Raw genomic sequence first — 15,891 nt, 5'->3', positions numbered from 1 at the left:
AAAGCCTGTGAAATAACGAAGGCGATAGCTTTGCATGGAGCGAATTGATATTCGCCTGAAGTATAGAAAGAAGACATACAGTTATTTTCGCAGGCTTTGCCCTTAAAAGATCAATTTATTTTAAGGAGCGAGCCCGGGTGAAAAGTGTAAATGCAGCCAAGTTGTTACCAGACCATCTGCTGAAGGAGATTCAGCAATATATCCAAGGTGAATCCTTGTATATCCCCGCCTGTCCAAGCAAACGCCGCAAGTGGGGCGAAAGCTCAGGGGCAGCCGGTTATTACCGGACCCGCAATGCGGAGATCCGCCAAGGCTACCGTAACGGTACTGATATGGATCAGTTGTGCGAGCAGTATGGTCTATCTATAGATAGTATCCGCAAAATCGTATATTCCAAGAACCCGCAGAGCTGATCTGCGGGTTCTTGGCTTTGGGTGGGCGGTGCCGGACCTGACCGGGGGAAGTGCCCAGGGAATGCTGCGTGTATGGTCAACTGCCTATCGGCAGCCGGCAGGAGGCACCGGCCGAGCGGCTATAGTTAAGTACTGATCGGCTAAGGCAGCGATTTTCAGCGATTTTCACAAAGGCTGCGGACTGAGATTCCGCTAATGTGGATTTACAGCGTCATATGAACTTTGGGCGGACTGAAAATCCGTTATTGCTGCTCAAACAGGTCATTTGGGCGACGTCTAAGGCGGATAGCGGAATCTCAGTCCGCGAATAATCGGATAAGTGGAAATTACGGCAAATAACGGCTTCTCAGTCCGCAACATTAGACTCACACCTATCCGCAACATCGCGCTCCCGCAACCCACGCCCTCAATGCACACTAGAGCCTGAGCTTATATGTGCGAGCCCGCGTAGAACCACTGGCCACCTCCAGGATCTGTAACTCAACCAGCTGATGAAGGATGCGTCTGGCTTGACGGTCACATACGCGTAAATGCCCGGCCAGCTCCAATGGCGTCAGCGGGCGCAGAAGACGCCGGGCCAGGCGGACAGTTTCCGCCTCCAGCCAGGATAAGGATGCAGCTACATCCGTAGCAGCGAATCTCCCAATGAACGCAAGTACAAGCTGCTGACAGAGCTGAGGTTCTTCAGTAATAGACGGGTAGGCAATGGGCAAAAAGGTCCAGCCGTCCAGCGCCAGCAGACAATGCCGTCTGCATAAGTCTTTGAACCTTCTGACATCAAGATCCCGTGCATGGGGACCAAAGCCTTGGATTTCAATGCCGCCCTTGGCACCGCCTGGCATATACGCCAGATCTAAATAACGGTAACCGTTGTTGAAATCACGAACCTCCCACTCCGCGTACAGAGAATTGAAATTGCCGACAGCGGGAAACCACACGGAGCGCAGAAATTCAATGGTTCCGTGCCCTAGACCTTTATTAAGAAACTCCGACCGTATTGAACTTTCCTCCGTCTGAATCTGTTCCTGGAGCCATTCCTCAACATGCTGCTCGAATCTCGACAATAGCGCTTCCCCTTTACAGTAGATTAGCCGTGAATCCATAAAAAAGCCGCCTCCATAGAGACGTATCCAGAGTTAGCTCCAGATAAACGTTCCATTGAGGCGGCGTGTTCTTCACGACCTATACCTGTTTATTATACTGTATACCGGTTACCAGTGGAAATTCCTGTTACCTTTCCGGGCATGAGCCGTATCTAGCATAGTGTCATACATAATCTTCCATGGAGATGATATCATCATGATTCGCAAAGTATCCCTGACAGAAATGATGGACAGTAACCGCCGGCCCGGGGCTTCGCCAGAAGCTCTGCTGGAGCAGTATATGAAGCGCTTCAGAGAGGCGGAGCCGCATATTCATGCGTTTGTTCCTGAAGAAGAGGTTCAGCAGCGTTTGTCCCGGGAAAAAGAAAGCCTGCAGCACCGGATCAGCAAAGACGGAGTCAAGCCAGCCCTGCTGGGTATTCCTGTGGGCATCAAGGATCTGCTGCATGTCGACGGCTTGCCTACACAGGCTGGCTCACACCTGCCCGCCACCCTGTTAACCGGTGCGCAAGGGTCGCTGGTCACCAAGCTACGCGCTCTGGGGGCTGTCATTGCCGGGAAGACGGTGACCGAGGAATTTGCATATAACGGGCCGATTGCCACGCGCAATCCGCATCACTCCGGGCATACACCCGGCGGTTCCAGTGCAGGCTCGGCCGCAGCGGTGGCTGCTGGACTGTGCCCGCTGGCGATAGGCACGCAGACGTTGCGTTCTGTCATCGCTCCGGCTTCATTCTGCGGTGTAGTCGGCTTCAAGCCCAGCTACGGAAGGGTACCGCTGGATGGGGTGCTGCTGCTGTCGCCTTCCTGGGACACCATCGGCTTCTTCACACAGAGCCTGCCGGATATGGAGGCTGCCGCCGCTTTGCTTGTCCCGGACTGGCACTCCAGTTCCGCCGATATCGCCCGCCAGCCGGTGCTGGGCATTCCGAAGGGCATCTACATGGAGCTGATGAGTACTGAGGTCAGGGCTGCATTCGATGCTCAGATTGCCGGTCTTAAGCGGCTGGGCTACGAGATCCGCCACGTCCAAATGCCCTGGCAGGACGAGCTGATCTACGGAAACGCGATGCTGCGCTTCATAGAAGGCGAGCTGGCGCGCGGGCATGAGCAGTGGTTCGCGGGGCATAAGGAGGAATACGGGCTCCCGGTGCAGGAGGCCATCCTTAGAGGCCGGCAGATCCCGGATGAGGAGCTGGCAGAATACCGCATGCGGCAGGTAGAGCTGCGCCGCAGCCTGAAGGACTTGATGGACCGGGAAGGCATTGACCTATGGATATCCCCTGCCCAGGGAGGCACGGCTCCAAGGGTGGAAGAAGGGAATACGGGCTGGGCCGGGATGCCCGCGGTCTGGGGATTCGCAGGCTGCCCGTCGGTTAGCCTGCCTGCGGCCACCCTCGGCGGGCTGCCGCTCGGCTTCCAGTGCATTGGCGCCTACGGGGAAGATGAGGTGCTGTTGGCCCTGGCACGGAAGCTGTGGCCGCATCTTGCATACACAGACGGGCGGCCGCTCCCGGAATAACATCGGATCGGAGCCCGTTAACCGTCCAGGTTATTTACGGCAGCGGCGTTTCTTCAGGAAGCGTACATCAATCTCTCCGCTGCCGCCGGTGTTCGGCTTCAGGCGGAGCGGGAACGCGTTCTGCTTCAGCAGCATCTTCACCTGGCGCGGGGACAGGCAGGGGCGGAGCTGCAGGAGCTGCGCTACGGCACCGGAGACCATCGGTGTAGAGATGCTGGTGCCGGACAGCTTGAAGTAGCGCTTGCCGACCTTATTGCCCGGCAATTCGCGGACCAGCTGTGAGCCGGGGGCACGCAGCGAGATGACCCTGTCTCCTGGAGCGACCAGGTCAGGCTTGACCAGGCCGCCGGGGGCCGGTCCGCGGCTGGAATAGACTGTGATCCGGTCGTCCTTCTGGGTCAGCGTCCGGCGGTCGTTCACTGCACCGACCGTAATAGCGGAGGGGCTGATCCCGGGCGACTCGACGGTCCGGCGTCCCGGTCCGTGATTGCCTGCGGCAATGACTACAGTGAGCCCGGCTTTGACGGCGCGTTCCACCGCCTGGACGAGCAGATCATCTTTGACATCCGGGGCGACCGGTCCGCCGAAGGACATGGACAGGATGCGAAGCTTCAGCTTGCGGCGCCGGGCGATGCACCATTCAATCGCTTTGATAATGGTCGAGTCGTAGCCGTCCCCGTTACGGTCCAGCACTTTAATAGCGACGATTCCGGCTCCGGGTGCAGGGCCGCGGTATTTGCCGCGGCTGGACCAGCCGTTCCCGGCGGCATCTCCGGCGATATGTGTGCCATGCCCGTTGTCGTCATACGGGCATTTCCGGTGATTAATGTAATCCTTGAAGGCCAGAATTCGGTTAACCGGGCGGGTCAGATCGGGATGCGGATACACGCCGGTATCGAGCACGGCAATGTTAATTCCTTTTCCGGTCAGGCCTCTTGAACGTTTAACAGCTGTCGCTCCAATTGTTGGAGTAGCAATGTTCAGCGAGGCTTTTTTGATCCCGTCCAGGTAGACCTTACGTACCCCCTTCCAGCCGCATACCCGTTCCAGGCCTCTCAGCGAGACCCGGGAGGCGAAGGCCCGATGCAGCGGCAGATGATGCTTGACCGGGAGCGTATGTGCGCCCAAATGGCGCCTCAGATCACGCAGGCCTGCAGAAGTTAACGGACGGCGGAACTGAATGATAACCGGAATAGCGGGAACTGGAGCAGAAGCCGAATAAGCTCTGCGGATTTTATGCTTCAGGGGCCGGTTCAGCTTCGCGGCATGATGCCTGACCCATGATTTCTGTTTCTTCATTGTGTGATCACCTCTATGGAAGCATTGTATGCGTCCAGGTGCCCGGTGGATACGAAACCGTAGAACAAGGCAGTGCTACATTTATGGTAAATAAAGGCAATCGCTCGTTTCGGGAGGATTCTAAGCTGCATTTACTACTGTATCTTAACAGAAAGTGGTGAAGGCATTGAAAGAATCAGAGAAGAAGGCATTGCTGGCGAAACGTCTCCAGATGGTCAAAAAAGCAAGAGCAGCGGCAGTCAGACCGAGAAGACGGCGGATCAGACAGGTGCTGAACAACTTTATCGTGCTTGCAATCAACACGAATAACGTCCCTTATGAAACCCAGGGCTGGAGGGCTACCCTGACGCGAAGCTCCGGTACAACCGTCACAGCTCAGTTCGACGAGTATGGCGTAGCCCAATTTAATACAATCAGCACGCTGACCAGTGTAAGCTATACGCTCCGCATCTTCGATGCGGACAATGTGCAGCAGGTGCAGAGATTCGTCCCGGCGAACCGCGAGTTTTACGTCGCCCGCTTCTAAGCCGCAGCGCGTCCCGGGTCAGCCGGAGACGCGCTTTCTTTTGGCATAATAAACAGAGTAGAGGATCAGGGGAATTACCAGGAAGTTAATAAGCTGAATGTAGAGCAGGTAGTCGAGCAGCTTGAACATATTGAAGAGGTCTCTGGAGAAGAGGTACGAGAACACGATCGTCAGCGCGCATACATAGTGCTCCTTGAAGCGGATCTTCAGCCCCGACAGCCGGATCAGCTCCATCAGGGCAAAAAAGCAGACAATATAGCGGATGAACCACCCGGCCACAACCTGTAGCATAACAAACAGCTCGCCAGCCTCCAGGAAGCCGAAGGCACTGATAATCTGCGTCTGCGTCAGCTTGGGAAATAGCAGATTGACTGCCCGGTCCGCCCCGAAGGTCGTAATGACGCCCAGCATCGAGAAGATCTGCATCTGGACAATGAACAGCATGGCGATAAGGGTATACAGCATCAGCTTCGATTTGTCACGCACACTGTTCAGATACGGAATCACTATGCTGACGCAGCTTAGCGCCCCGAGAATCTTCAGCGTGGCGAGCAGCAGATCCGGTGTCACCCCATGCTCCATAATGGGATGGATATACTTCATATCCTTATATTTATGGGTCAGGAAGGCGAGCAGGATGCCGGAGAGGCTGATGAAGAAGATCACGATAATCGTGGTGATGGTTACGGAGGCAATGCCTTTTTTGACCACATACACTGTAGCAATGGCCGTTACCATGATGAATACCCAGACGGGGGTGAACAATTGAAAGCCGGTATGAATGACACTGGCCTCCGCCCCTGCGCTCTCGAATATAGTTAATAGAACAGTGAGCAAAAAGAGGCATGAGAAAAAGCCCCCGCCCCATCTTCCCAGCGACTTCGCATAAATATCTATCAGATTGTAATTTTTCGTCCGGATGTGAATCATCATAATCAGCCATATATACACAAGAATGCATAACGAAGCAGCAATCATGGCGATCCAGGTATCTCTGCCGCCCAGCTTCAGGAACGAGGAGGGGAAGGTCTTCAGAGTGACAATGGCCAGTGCGCTGATGATGAAGAAGAGATGTCTGGAGTTCATAGGTCCCTGAGTACTCCTTCGCCCGTAAAATGTAGACTCCTCTCTAGTATGAGCCTGAATCCCGGATGTTATTCCGTAAAATTGGCATACTATCCATACTACTTCACGGTGAAGGGCGGAGATCGTATGGGCGTACAGGCGGACGAGCTGGCTGCTAAACTTAGCGGCTGCTTTGATTTCATCAGGCGTGATATCGTAATGAAACATTCAGTGATTCCGCTTTTTTTCATAGAAACGATCTGTGATTCCGGCTATATCAGCCAGCATATTATTGAGCCGCTCTCCCAGGCTGAGACGGAGATTACAACCAGAGAGGCCGCCCAGCAGGCGATATCGGTCTCCAAGTTCGGAGAGGTCCATGATCTGGCGGAAGCCCTTGAGCATGTGCTGGCCGGTGATCCGGTGGTGATCTTCGAGGAGCTGGGCTACGCTATTTATTTCGATGCCCGGAAGATTGAATCCCGTGCGGTTGAGAAGTCGCAATTCGAATCCTCGCTGGTCGGCTCGAACGAGAGCTTCAATGAACTGCTGGTGAATAACGTCAGCCTGATCCGCAAGCGGATGGTCACCGAGAACCTGAAGATTGAGAGCCATATTCTCGGCAGACAGTCGAAGACACAGGCCGTGCTGCTCTATGTGGAGGGCGCGGCACCCGGCGATCTGGTGGCCACGGTCCGGCAGAAGATGGAGGCGATGGAGAATGAGTTCGTGCTTGGTGCACAGTACATCGCGGAAGCGCTGAGTCCAGGCAAAACGCTGTTTGATACGATAGGCTACTCGGACAAACCGGATGCGATTGTCGCCAAGCTGTTCGAGGGCAGAATCTCGGTCATCGTCAACGGAACGCCGTTCGCGCTGACGGCCCCCTGCTTCTTCTTCGAGAATCTGCAGTCTCCCGATGACTATGCGACCAATCGGCTGTTCGTGACGCTGCTGCGGATGGTCCGGTTCGGCTCCCTGCTGCTGTCCCTGCTGCTTCCGGGCTTCTATGTGGCCCTGACGACCCATCATTTCTCGCTGATTCCCTCCGCCTTCGTCTTCAAGCTGGCGGTCTCCCGCTCCGGTGTGCCGTTTCCGACAGTCGTCGAGGTCATTCTCATGTTCCTGTTCTTCGAGCTGTCACGGGAAGCGGGGAGGCGGCTGCCGCATCAGATCGGGCAGGCGCTCAGCATTGTAGGTGCCCTGATCCTTGGCGACGCCGCAGTAGGTGCAGGGCTTGCCTCTCAGGCTACGGTCGTAGTGACAGGAATCTATGCGATTACCTCCTTCATCAACCCCCGGCTGACCTCGGCGGTCTCTGTCTGGGCGGTGTTCTCCATCATTATGTCGGCCTGCTTCGGGCTGCATGGCTTCTATCTGGGCTTCATCCTGCTGGCCGCGCACCTTGCTTCCCTGCGCTCCTGTGATTATCCGTATCTCTTCCCGCTGGGCACTGAGCGTTCGTTCCGGACGGCGAACCGGGATATTCTGGTCAGGGGGCCGCTTAGCAGGGTCTCGCGGCCATTTCTGTACAGCGGCAGCAGGAGCCGGAAATGAGCGCGCTCACCGTCAGGCGGCTGCTGCTTGCCCTGATGCTGTCGTTGCAGTGTATGGTGCTATCTTCTTGTCTAGGATACAGAGATCTGGATCATATTGTGTTCGTGACCTCGATTCTGATTGATACAGATGAAGAGAAGAATGCGGTATTTTATTTCGAGACACTGAATTCCATCCGCAGCTCGTCCAAGGAAGCCAACCAGGAGGAACGGATTATATACAAGATCGCGACACAGAATCCCGGCGATGCGATGAACCGGCTGGAGACGTTCACCAGCGCGCCGGTTACACTGGCGCACAATAAGGTGATTCTGTTCACCGAGCGGTTTGCACGCAGCGGGCTGGACCAGGCCTTCGAGCTGTTCGACCGGTGGCAGGAATCGAGCGCCCGCACACTGCTGGGAATTTATACAGGGAGTACAGATTCGTTCATTAACCCCAATCATGAAGAGGAGATCATGACCGGACTCTATCTCTACGACATGCTGGGCACGAAATCCTCTGTCACCTCCTATGGCGTCAAGCTCAACATTAAGGAATTCATGAACCAGCGGCTGACCGGGGATTATGTGAATTCCATGTCGGTCATGAATGTGTCGGACGACGAGGATACGAAGGGGCAATATTATCTGGACGGCCTGGCGCTGGTCAAGGATTACACGATGATTGGCAGGCTGGACAGCAGCCAGTCGATCTACTTCAACTTCCTGCTGAATAACAAGGTATCTGGAAATATTGCAACGGAGAATCCGGAAGACCCGTTGAAGACTGTGAATCTGCTGCTACAGAGCAACCGCTACCGCTCTAAGGTTAGCTATGAAGATGGAGTGGCAAGGCTGGATATTACTCTGAGCCTGAATACGGAGGTATCGGCCATACAGGGGAAGCTGGAGCTCACGGATGAGAATATCGCGAAGCTGGAGGCCTCCCTGGCTGCGAAGATCCGGGAGAACTGCCTGAAGCTGTTCGGGGAGTGGAAGAATAAGGGGATCGATGTATTCGATATCCAGGAGAAGTTCGAACGTAAATATCCGCAGCTGGCCGGACAGAACATGATTAGAATTACGGAGCTTGACTTGAAGGTTGCTGTGGACATCAAGGGCACGACTACACTTAGAGATGCTGAATGATGATGAAGGGGCCTCGCTTGTCAAGAGTGATGACAAGGTGGTGAGAAAATGTAGGTTCAATGTACAATTCGTCCGGCTGATTTTAGCAGTGATGACAATAAACCTTCCATGAATATTCAAAAACAGGTTCTTAGCCGATATAATGGGGCCATATATGTTAGCAATGGACTGTGGGGCAGAAGGCTTGTTCCGGTCTAAGATGCCAGCGAAAGGTCTGAGGGATATGAGCCTGGAAGCCTTGAATGAACGTGTGAAGATGGATCTGTCCTATCTTGCCTACGGCGGCGCAGATTGGGTACGCCCCCTGGAGCACGCCGAAGGTCATGTCTATGATGTGGTGATTGTGGGCGGCGGGCAGAGCGGACTCGGGGCAGCGTTCGGCCTGCTGCGGGAGCGTGTTTCCAATCTGCTGGTTATTGATGAGAACCCGGACGGGCTTGAAGGACCATGGGAGACCTACGCCCGGATGGTGACATTGCGTACGCCGAAGCACCTGACCTCTATTGATCTGGGCATACCGTCTCTTACCTTCCGTTCCTGGTGGGAGGCTCAGCATGGAGCAGCTTCCTGGGATGAGGTGGACAAAATCCCGCGCAGCCAGTGGATGGCCTATCTGCGCTGGTACAGGAAGGTGCTGGAGCTGCCGGTCATGAATGAGGTGCAGCTGTTGCTGGTGGAGCCCGGCGGTGACGGGATCTACCGCTTGCAGGTGGCAGGGCACGGTGCACCGTCCGGGGCGCTGCTGGCACGCAAGGTGATCCTGGCGACCGGCATCCAGGGAGGGGGCCAGTGGCATGTTCCGCCGATGATTGCCGATCACCTGCCGGAGCGGCTGTACGCCCATACCTCACAGCCGATCGACTTCGCTGCCCTTCGCGGCAAACGGATCGGGATTCTCGGCGGCGGGGCCTCTGCCTTCGATAACGCCAACTTCGCGCTGAGCGCAGGTGCAGCTGAGGCGCAGGTGTTCGTCCGCCGGACGAAGCTGCCGGGTGTGAATCCGATCCGCCAGATGGAGGACTCGGGGATGATTGAACGCTTCCATACCCTGGCGGACGGGGACAAATATAAGGTGATCTCGCATTTCTTCCATTATAATCAGCCGCCGACCAATGATACCTTCGCGCGTGCGGCAGCGTGGCCCGGCTTCAAGCTTCATCTTGGCTCCCCGTGGCTTGAAGTGAAGGCGGAGGGGGAAGAGGCGGTCGTAACCACCTCCTCAGGTCTGTTCCGATTCGATTATCTGATCATCAGCACCGGCCTGGTCAGCGACCCGGCACTGCGCCCGGAGCTCCGGCTGGTAGAATCCCATATCGCCCGCTGGAGCGACTGCTATACAGCTCCTGAAGGAGCAGGGAATCCGCTGCTGGATGCCCATCCGTACCTGAGTCCCGGCTTCGCGCTTCAGCCCAGGGATGAGAAAGGGCGCCAGCAGCTGCACGGATTATTCGTCTTCAATTATTCTGCCCTGGCCAGCTGCGGGTTGTCAGCATCAGCCATCTCCGGGCTGCGCAATGCCATTCCCAAGCTGGTTGGCGGTGTGGCCGACCAGCTGTTCCAGGATGACCGGGAGCAGATTCTTCAGGCTTATTATGATTACGATGAGATTGAATTTACTGGACAATGAGTCTGGGTTCAAGAAGAGGCTGTACCGGGGTAGGCTTGAAGCCCTCTGGTACAGCCTTTGCTATGCTGCGGGTTCTCCCGGCGGAACTGCGGGCTGATCATTGCCGGATTGACCTCGCGGGCGTGCTCATTGATAATAAAGAGGTTCATATTCTTAAGCAGAATGGGAGTAGAAGCATGGCATACCGCAATCTGGAAGAATGTATTATTGACCTGGAGAAGCACGGGCATTTAATTCGCATACATGAGGAAGTGGACCCCCATCTGGAGATGGCGGCAATCCATATGAAGGTCTATGAAGCAGGAGGACCCGCACTGCTGTTCGAGAATGTTAAGGGCTCGAAGTACCGCGCAGTTTCGAATCTGTTCGGTACGATCGAGCGCAGTAAGTTTATTTTCCGCGATACCTGGGAATCCTCCCAGGCGGTCATTGCCCTGCGCAGTAACCCCATGAAGGCGCTGAAGCAGCCCTTCCGGTATGTCGGAACGGCCCTGGCCGCGAGAAAAGCCTTGCCGATCAAGAAGAGCGGCAATATTCCCGCCGGCTTCGAGGAGATTCAGATCTCCGACCTGCCGCAGATCAAGCATTGGCAGGGAGACGGCGGGGCGTTCGTCACACTGCCGCAAGTGTATTCGGAGGACCCCGATAAGCCGGGGATCATGAATTCCAATCTTGGGATGTACCGTATCCAGCTTAGCGGCAACGACTACGAGATCAATAAGGAGGTCGGCGTCCATTACCAGATTCACCGCGGCATCGGCATTCATCAGACCCATGCCAACCGGCGGAGCGAGCCGCTGAAGGTGAGCTGCTTCATCGGCGGGCCGCCGGCGCATACACTCTCGGCAGTCATGCCGCTGCCTGAGGGGCTGAGCGAGATGACCTTCGCCGGGCTGCTGGCCGGACGCCATTTCCGTTATACCTATGCAGACGGCTTCTGCATCAGCAGTGATGCCGACTTCGTGATTACCGGCGAGATTCATCCCGGTGAGACGAAGCCGGAGGGCCCGTTCGGTGATCATCTGGGCTATTACAGTCTGACCCATCCGTTCCCGGTGATGAGAGTCCATAAGGTCTACGCCAAGCGGGGAGCGATCTACCCGTTCACGGTAGTCGGCCGTCCGCCGCAGGAGGACACTGCCTTCGGGGAGCTCATTCATGAGCTGACCGGCGGGGCGATCCGCTCGGAGATTCCCGGCGTGAAGGAGGTTCATGCTGTAGATGCCTCCGGCGTGCACCCGCTGCTCTTCGCTATCGGCAGTGAACGGTACACCCCTTACCAGCAGCTGAAGCAGCCGGCCGAGCTGCTGACGATGGCGAACCGGATTCTGGGAACCGGCCAGCTCAGCCTGGCCAAGTATCTGTTCATTACCGCCGAAGAGGAGCGGCCCGTCAGTACACATGATATCCCCGGGTTCCTCACGTATATTCTGGAGCGGATCAATCTGCACCGTGATATTCATTTCCAGACGAATACGACGATGGATACACTGGATTATTCCGGAACCGGCATCAACAGCGGGAGCAAGGTGGTCTTCGCAGCGGTGGGAGAGCAGAAACGGAGCTTATGCACGGAGGTGCCCGAGGTTCTTCACCGGCTGGGGCCGGACTTTGGTCCGGCAGCCATGATTATGCCCGGGATTGTGGCGCTGCAGGGCAAGCCGTTCGCTGATTACACGGCAGTTACAGAGGAGATTGCCAGCTTGAGCGCTGGCATTGCGGCAGAGGGACCGCTGGACTCTTGTCCGATGATTATTCTGTGTGATGACAGCACTTTCCTGTCCGAGCAGTTGAACAATTTCCTGTGGGCGACCTTCACCCGGAGTAACCCTTCGCATGACATTCACGGGGTGAACAGCAGGCTAGCGCATAAGCACTGGTCCTGTGACAATGTGATCATCGACGCCCGGGTGAAGCCGCATCAGGCACCGCCGCTCATTCCGGACCCGGAGGTGCAAAGGAATATACAGCGGATTTTTGCACCGGGGGCCAGTCTGGGCGGGTTAATAAGATAGTGCAGTAAGCATTCGGCAACTTCACTACCGCTGAGAAGAGGGATGTCTATGGCTGAGATATTTGCAGGTCTGGTTGAATTTGTGTTGAATCTCTTGTTCGATCGCAAGAACAGCAAACGCAGAAGAGAGAAGAGAAGAGAGCGCAGGCAGAACCGGTCAAGACGTCCCTGAACGGGGAATGTGTTGAAGATGAGAATGTAGACATATAAGGTCAACGTAACAATGACGCTCCCGGATCCGGGAGCGTCATTTCATGCTTCAGCCGTTTCCGGTTCCATGCCCCGCAGGTTCAAGCACTGCCATTGCAGGCTCAGCTGTTAACGCTGCATTTCCGCCATAGGGGATTACCAGTGCCAAAGCCAGACTACACGAAGCCAAAAGTATGATCCATCTTTTTGTCATTGAAACTCTGCACCTCTCCAATCAGAAGTTTGTATTGTTCTGTCTCTGCCCCGCTAGCCAGATGCCGGTGCTGCTCAAAGAGATTGACACACTTAATGATTATGCTCTCGCTCTTTATTTTAGCAGCGGAATCCAGGCTCTGGAGAATGAATTCAATTCCTTCTCTGCGGTGATTATGCAGGTAATAGACAGCTAACTCCGCCAGGAAAGTGGAATACTGGTCCGCCAGAATCTGCTCGTTATGCAGCAGGCCGAAGTCTCTCAGATTCGTCCGGTACGGAATATAAGAAGAGAAGCGGCTCAGGATGTGGTCCACATTCCAGGAGAAGCGGTTGGCAGAGATCATAATATTATACAAGGCTACAAAAATCTCGTTCGCATGAGGAGCGACATACTCCACGTATTCATCCAGCACCTGAACATCGCCGGACATCATCCGGTAGAGCATCGTGTTGGCAGCGCCCCATTCCCGGAATTGTGCCAGCACAACCTCGGTTTCTTCTCCGGTCTCCAGAACCCAGCTCCGGTCCATATACATAGACACGTAACTAAGCGCCGCTGCGTAATCGCCGTACTCCTCACAGACGCTTGCGCGCATTAGATACGAATACAGGATATAGAAAAAAAGCGGCTTCACCGGCGGCTTGTCCGGCTTCTCCCTCCGCAAGGAACGGTGCAGATGCTGGTAGCTGAGCGTAGCCAGACGGTGCATCTCCCGGGCCAGCTCATCTACCTTGTCCCACTTGTGCAGAGAGTAGTAGACATGCATTAAGTGCTTCAGCCCCTCAAGCTGATCCGGTACCTCCAGCCGGTTAATATAACATTCAAACAGCAGCGCCGCCTGCAGATTGAGGGTCTGGCTGTCGCCGATGGCAATGCGGAACAACCGGTACTGGCAGATAGCCAGCCGTTCCGAATGCTGATACTTCTCGCTTGCGCTCACATTCTTGTACAGCACGGCCGCCGCCTGCCACTGGTTCTCCTCAAATAATCCCTCTGCTACTTCAAACAGCATTGGGGCATAGATCAGGTTATCGAGCAGATTCTTCACGACCTGCTCAATACAGTCCAGCCGGCCCAGCGCTGCGCAGCTCAGGATGAACGGGCGCAGCCTCCGCCAGGTGGGGGCTGAATACAGGAAGCATTCATCGATATACATGCTATAGAAATAATCCTCCGGCAGCTTCATACCCCGGGTGATCAGCTTCAGATGATTCATCGCCACGGGCTGCTGGCCGCTAAGGAGCCGGCTTAACGTGCCGGAATTGATGCCGGACTGGACCGAGAATTGGTTGATGGACATATGCCGGATATCGAGATAAGCCTCCAGATGACTGCGGATGTTGGCTGCAGGCTTCATGGGATCACCGCCTTACTGAATTCCAAAATTTGGGTTATTGGTATAAGTGTATAATATAAGCCAATATACCAATGGTCAATAGACCGATAGTGACAAAAAGTGAACAAATCAAAAAGCACTCCTGCATGCAGCAGGAATGCATATGACTGCTGGTAATTATGGTTGCGGCCAGGCTCAGGCTGTATAAATCCCCGACCGGTTCAGAGCTCTCCGGCGATCCACTACGTCTTCGTAATCCCGGATTAGCCCGTCAAAGACCAGCTCCCAGGAACGCTGGAGCGCCAGACGGCGTCCTTCGCGGCCCATCGCGGTCCGCAGCAGATACCCGGATGCCGTCTTGATGATCTCCTCTGCCATAGCTGCCGGATTACGTGGTTCAACCAGCTTGCCGGTGACGCCGGGCACAACCAGCTCCTTGGAGCCGCCTGCATCGGCAGCAATAACCGGCAGGCCAGACGCCATGGCTTCCAGTACGACATTGCCGAAGGTCTCCGTCGGGGACGGGAAGACGAACAGATCGGCAGAGGCGTACAGCGCTGCCAGCTCTTCCCCGTGCTTAGCTCCGGTGAAGGTGACCCTCTCCGGCGCCTGGGACCTCAGCTCCGGGAGCAGCGGGCCCTCTCCAACTACAATCAGCTGTACGGTTGCTTGCACAGATTCCGGCAGAAGCTGCATGGCTTGAAGCAGGGTAGCGAGCTCTTTTTCCGGGGCGATCCGTCCCACGTAGAGCAGAATCAGCTCCGCGCCTAACTCGTAGCGCTCCCGGATCCCGGTGCTGCGCTTCTCCGGCGAGTAGAGTGTGCAATCCACACCTCTCGACCAGAGGCGCAGCCCTGTGAAGCCCTCTGAGCGCAGCGAGGCGGCCGTCTCCCGTGACGGAGCCAGTATCGCATCGCAGGAACGGTGGAACCACTTCATATATTTCCAGTAGAGAGGCAGGATTCTTCGCATTTTGTAATATTCGAGATAGCGGTCAAAGTGAGTGTGGTAAGAGGCAACGTGAGGGAGCTGATGCTTGCGCGCATAGCGGAGTCCGGTTAGGCCGATGTTGAACGGGGTGGCCAGATGGAGCAGGTCGGGGGCGAAGGCTGTAAGCTCGCTCTGGATAGAAGACATGCCGGGTAAGGCCAGCCTGCATTCGGGATAGAGAAAGAACGGGATGCTGGCAATAGGGCGTACAGGATCGGGGTAGCTGCTCTCCGGAGCGGACTTCGGAGTGAACAGCAGATGCTCAATTCCCCGGCGGTGCAGATAATCGGTCAAGCGGCCCAGCGTGCGGGCCACACCATTGGTTTGCGGCAGAAAGGTGTCCGTGAACAGAGCCAGACGCATCGGTATCCCTCCCAGTACTCTTGTTGCTAAGATCATATCAGGCCAATATGTGTTGGAGATCAACCGGAGGTTAAACCTCAGGGGGCTTGGACATTGACAAAGGACAGCTCACAGAATTATTCAAGGCGGGGAGGAGCGGGTATACTAGGGTATCAGGAATGAAGGAGGTAAGGAGTATGATGGATAAAGATCTGCCGCCAGAGGTTCCGCCCAAGGTTGTTCCCGATGTGAAGCCGGATATTCTCCCGGAGCCGGTCGTAATTCCGCCCGAGGTGGTGCCGGAGAAGACGCCTGAGATCACCCCGCCGGATTCGCCGGAGGTAGTCCCGCCGAGCCCGGCGGAGGATATTCCGCCGAACCCGCTGTAAGCTGAGGGCTACAGGGTTGAAGAGCAAGGATGGAAGAGTTGTGGGATAGAGAAGTAATTGAATAGATGATGAGGCGCCCGGGAAACCGGGCGTTTTTGGCGGTACAGAGGTGACCGTAGCGGCGGACTGCCGGAAATGGGCTCATGGATGGAATGAGGTGCATAAATACACT

Annotated in this window: 13 protein-coding genes; 8 read left to right on the top strand and 5 right to left on the bottom strand. The window is 55.7% G+C overall.

Features of this window, described 5'->3' with window-relative positions; translation table 11 throughout:
- Window positions 1-137: 137 nt before the first annotated feature.
- Window positions 138-413: a CD3324 family protein gene (locus K1558_RS25150; RefSeq protein WP_238654705.1), complete on the top strand. Its 276-nt coding sequence runs from the start codon at window positions 138-140 to the stop codon at window positions 411-413.
- A 416-nt stretch (window positions 414-829) separates the two neighbouring features.
- On the opposite strand, the gene K1558_RS25145 is transcribed toward K1558_RS25150, so the two are convergent.
- Window positions 830-1,477 (bottom strand): transcriptional regulator, encoded by a 648-nt coding sequence (locus K1558_RS25145; RefSeq protein ID WP_238654800.1) that lies wholly within the window; start codon window positions 1,475-1,477, stop codon window positions 830-832.
- A 235-nt stretch (window positions 1,478-1,712) separates the two neighbouring features.
- Here K1558_RS25145 and K1558_RS25140 point away from each other — a divergent pair, with 235 nt between their 5' ends.
- Window positions 1,713-3,038, top strand: a complete 1,326-nt coding sequence (locus K1558_RS25140; protein WP_238654704.1) for an amidase — start codon at window positions 1,713-1,715, stop codon at window positions 3,036-3,038.
- Window positions 3,039-3,068: 30 nt separating this feature from the next.
- Here the strand turns inward: K1558_RS25140 and K1558_RS25135 are convergent, their stop codons facing one another.
- The gene (locus tag K1558_RS25135) at window positions 3,069-4,337 is read right to left on the bottom strand and encodes a S8 family peptidase (RefSeq protein ID WP_238654703.1); all 1,269 of its coding nucleotides are present in this window, start codon (window positions 4,335-4,337) and stop codon (window positions 3,069-3,071) included.
- 166 nt (window positions 4,338-4,503) lie between these two features.
- On the opposite strand from K1558_RS25135, the gene K1558_RS25130 reads away from it, so the two are divergent.
- A complete protein-coding gene (locus tag K1558_RS25130; protein WP_238654702.1) occupies window positions 4,504-4,863 on the top strand; it encodes a hypothetical protein in 360 nt (119 codons plus the stop codon).
- Between the two features lie 18 nt (window positions 4,864-4,881).
- On the opposite strand, the gene K1558_RS25125 is transcribed toward K1558_RS25130, so the two are convergent.
- Window positions 4,882-5,949: a GerAB/ArcD/ProY family transporter gene (locus K1558_RS25125; protein WP_238654701.1), complete on the bottom strand. Its 1,068-nt coding sequence runs from the start codon at window positions 5,947-5,949 to the stop codon at window positions 4,882-4,884.
- Between the two features lie 81 nt (window positions 5,950-6,030).
- Between K1558_RS25125 and K1558_RS25120 the strand changes: the two genes are divergently transcribed.
- The 4 genes from K1558_RS25120 to K1558_RS25105 all read left to right on the top strand — a co-directional run bounded on the left by K1558_RS25120 (window position 6,031) and on the right by K1558_RS25105 (window position 12,257).
- Entirely contained in the window at window positions 6,031-7,485 is a 1,455-nt protein-coding gene (locus tag K1558_RS25120) for a spore germination protein (protein ID WP_238654700.1), read from the top strand.
- Window positions 7,482-8,615: a Ger(x)C family spore germination protein gene (locus K1558_RS25115; RefSeq protein ID WP_238654699.1), complete on the top strand. Its 1,134-nt coding sequence runs from the start codon at window positions 7,482-7,484 to the stop codon at window positions 8,613-8,615. The genes K1558_RS25120 and K1558_RS25115 overlap by 4 nt, the downstream gene beginning before the upstream one ends.
- A 223-nt stretch (window positions 8,616-8,838) precedes the next feature.
- Window positions 8,839-10,242 carry an NAD(P)-binding domain-containing protein gene (locus K1558_RS25110; protein WP_238654799.1) on the top strand — a complete coding sequence of 468 codons (1,404 nt, stop codon included), beginning with the start codon at window positions 8,839-8,841 and terminating at the stop codon, window positions 10,240-10,242.
- Window positions 10,243-10,418: 176 nt separating this feature from the next.
- On the top strand, window positions 10,419-12,257 hold the full coding sequence (locus K1558_RS25105; RefSeq protein WP_238654698.1) for a UbiD family decarboxylase: 1,839 nt from the start codon (window positions 10,419-10,421) through the stop codon (window positions 12,255-12,257).
- Between the two features lie 364 nt (window positions 12,258-12,621).
- Here the strand turns inward: K1558_RS25105 and K1558_RS25100 are convergent, their stop codons facing one another.
- Both K1558_RS25100 and K1558_RS25095 read right to left on the bottom strand, forming a co-directional pair.
- Window positions 12,622-14,019: a transcriptional regulator gene (locus K1558_RS25100; RefSeq protein WP_238654697.1), complete on the bottom strand. Its 1,398-nt coding sequence runs from the start codon at window positions 14,017-14,019 to the stop codon at window positions 12,622-12,624.
- Between the two features lie 174 nt (window positions 14,020-14,193).
- Entirely contained in the window at window positions 14,194-15,351 is a 1,158-nt protein-coding gene (locus K1558_RS25095; protein WP_238654696.1) for a glycosyltransferase family 4 protein, read from the bottom strand.
- A 176-nt stretch (window positions 15,352-15,527) separates the two neighbouring features.
- On the opposite strand from K1558_RS25095, the gene K1558_RS25090 reads away from it, so the two are divergent.
- Window positions 15,528-15,719, top strand: a complete 192-nt coding sequence (locus K1558_RS25090; RefSeq protein WP_238654695.1) for a hypothetical protein — start codon at window positions 15,528-15,530, stop codon at window positions 15,717-15,719.
- Window positions 15,720-15,891 lie beyond the last annotated feature (172 nt).

The organism is Paenibacillus piscarius (genome assembly GCF_022234545.1).
In the GTDB taxonomy this organism is placed as follows: domain Bacteria; phylum Bacillota; class Bacilli; order Paenibacillales; family Paenibacillaceae; genus Paenibacillus_AQ; species Paenibacillus_AQ piscarius.
Note: the sequence above shows the minus strand (reverse complement) of the source record. Positions and strands in the feature narration are given on the sequence as shown.

Excerpts from the sequence above, each read along its gene's own strand:
- K1558_RS25125 (WP_238654701.1), bottom strand. The coding sequence starts at position 5,949 with ATGAACTCCAGACATCTCTTCTTCATCATCAGCGCACTGGCCATTGTC.
- K1558_RS25095 (WP_238654696.1), bottom strand. The coding sequence starts at position 15,351 with ATGCGTCTGGCTCTGTTCACGGACACCTTTCTGCCGCAAACCAATGGT.
- K1558_RS25100 (WP_238654697.1), bottom strand. The coding sequence starts at position 14,019 with ATGAAGCCTGCAGCCAACATCCGCAGTCATCTGGAGGCTTATCTCGAT.
- K1558_RS25135 (WP_238654703.1), bottom strand. The coding sequence starts at position 4,337 with ATGAAGAAACAGAAATCATGGGTCAGGCATCATGCCGCGAAGCTGAAC.
- K1558_RS25090 (WP_238654695.1), top strand. The coding sequence starts at position 15,528 with ATGATGGATAAAGATCTGCCGCCAGAGGTTCCGCCCAAGGTTGTTCCC.
- K1558_RS25140 (WP_238654704.1), top strand. The coding sequence starts at position 1,713 with ATGATTCGCAAAGTATCCCTGACAGAAATGATGGACAGTAACCGCCGG.
- K1558_RS25105 (WP_238654698.1), top strand. The coding sequence starts at position 10,419 with ATGGCATACCGCAATCTGGAAGAATGTATTATTGACCTGGAGAAGCAC.
- K1558_RS25110 (WP_238654799.1), top strand. The coding sequence starts at position 8,839 with ATGAGCCTGGAAGCCTTGAATGAACGTGTGAAGATGGATCTGTCCTAT.
- K1558_RS25115 (WP_238654699.1), top strand. The coding sequence starts at position 7,482 with ATGAGCGCGCTCACCGTCAGGCGGCTGCTGCTTGCCCTGATGCTGTCG.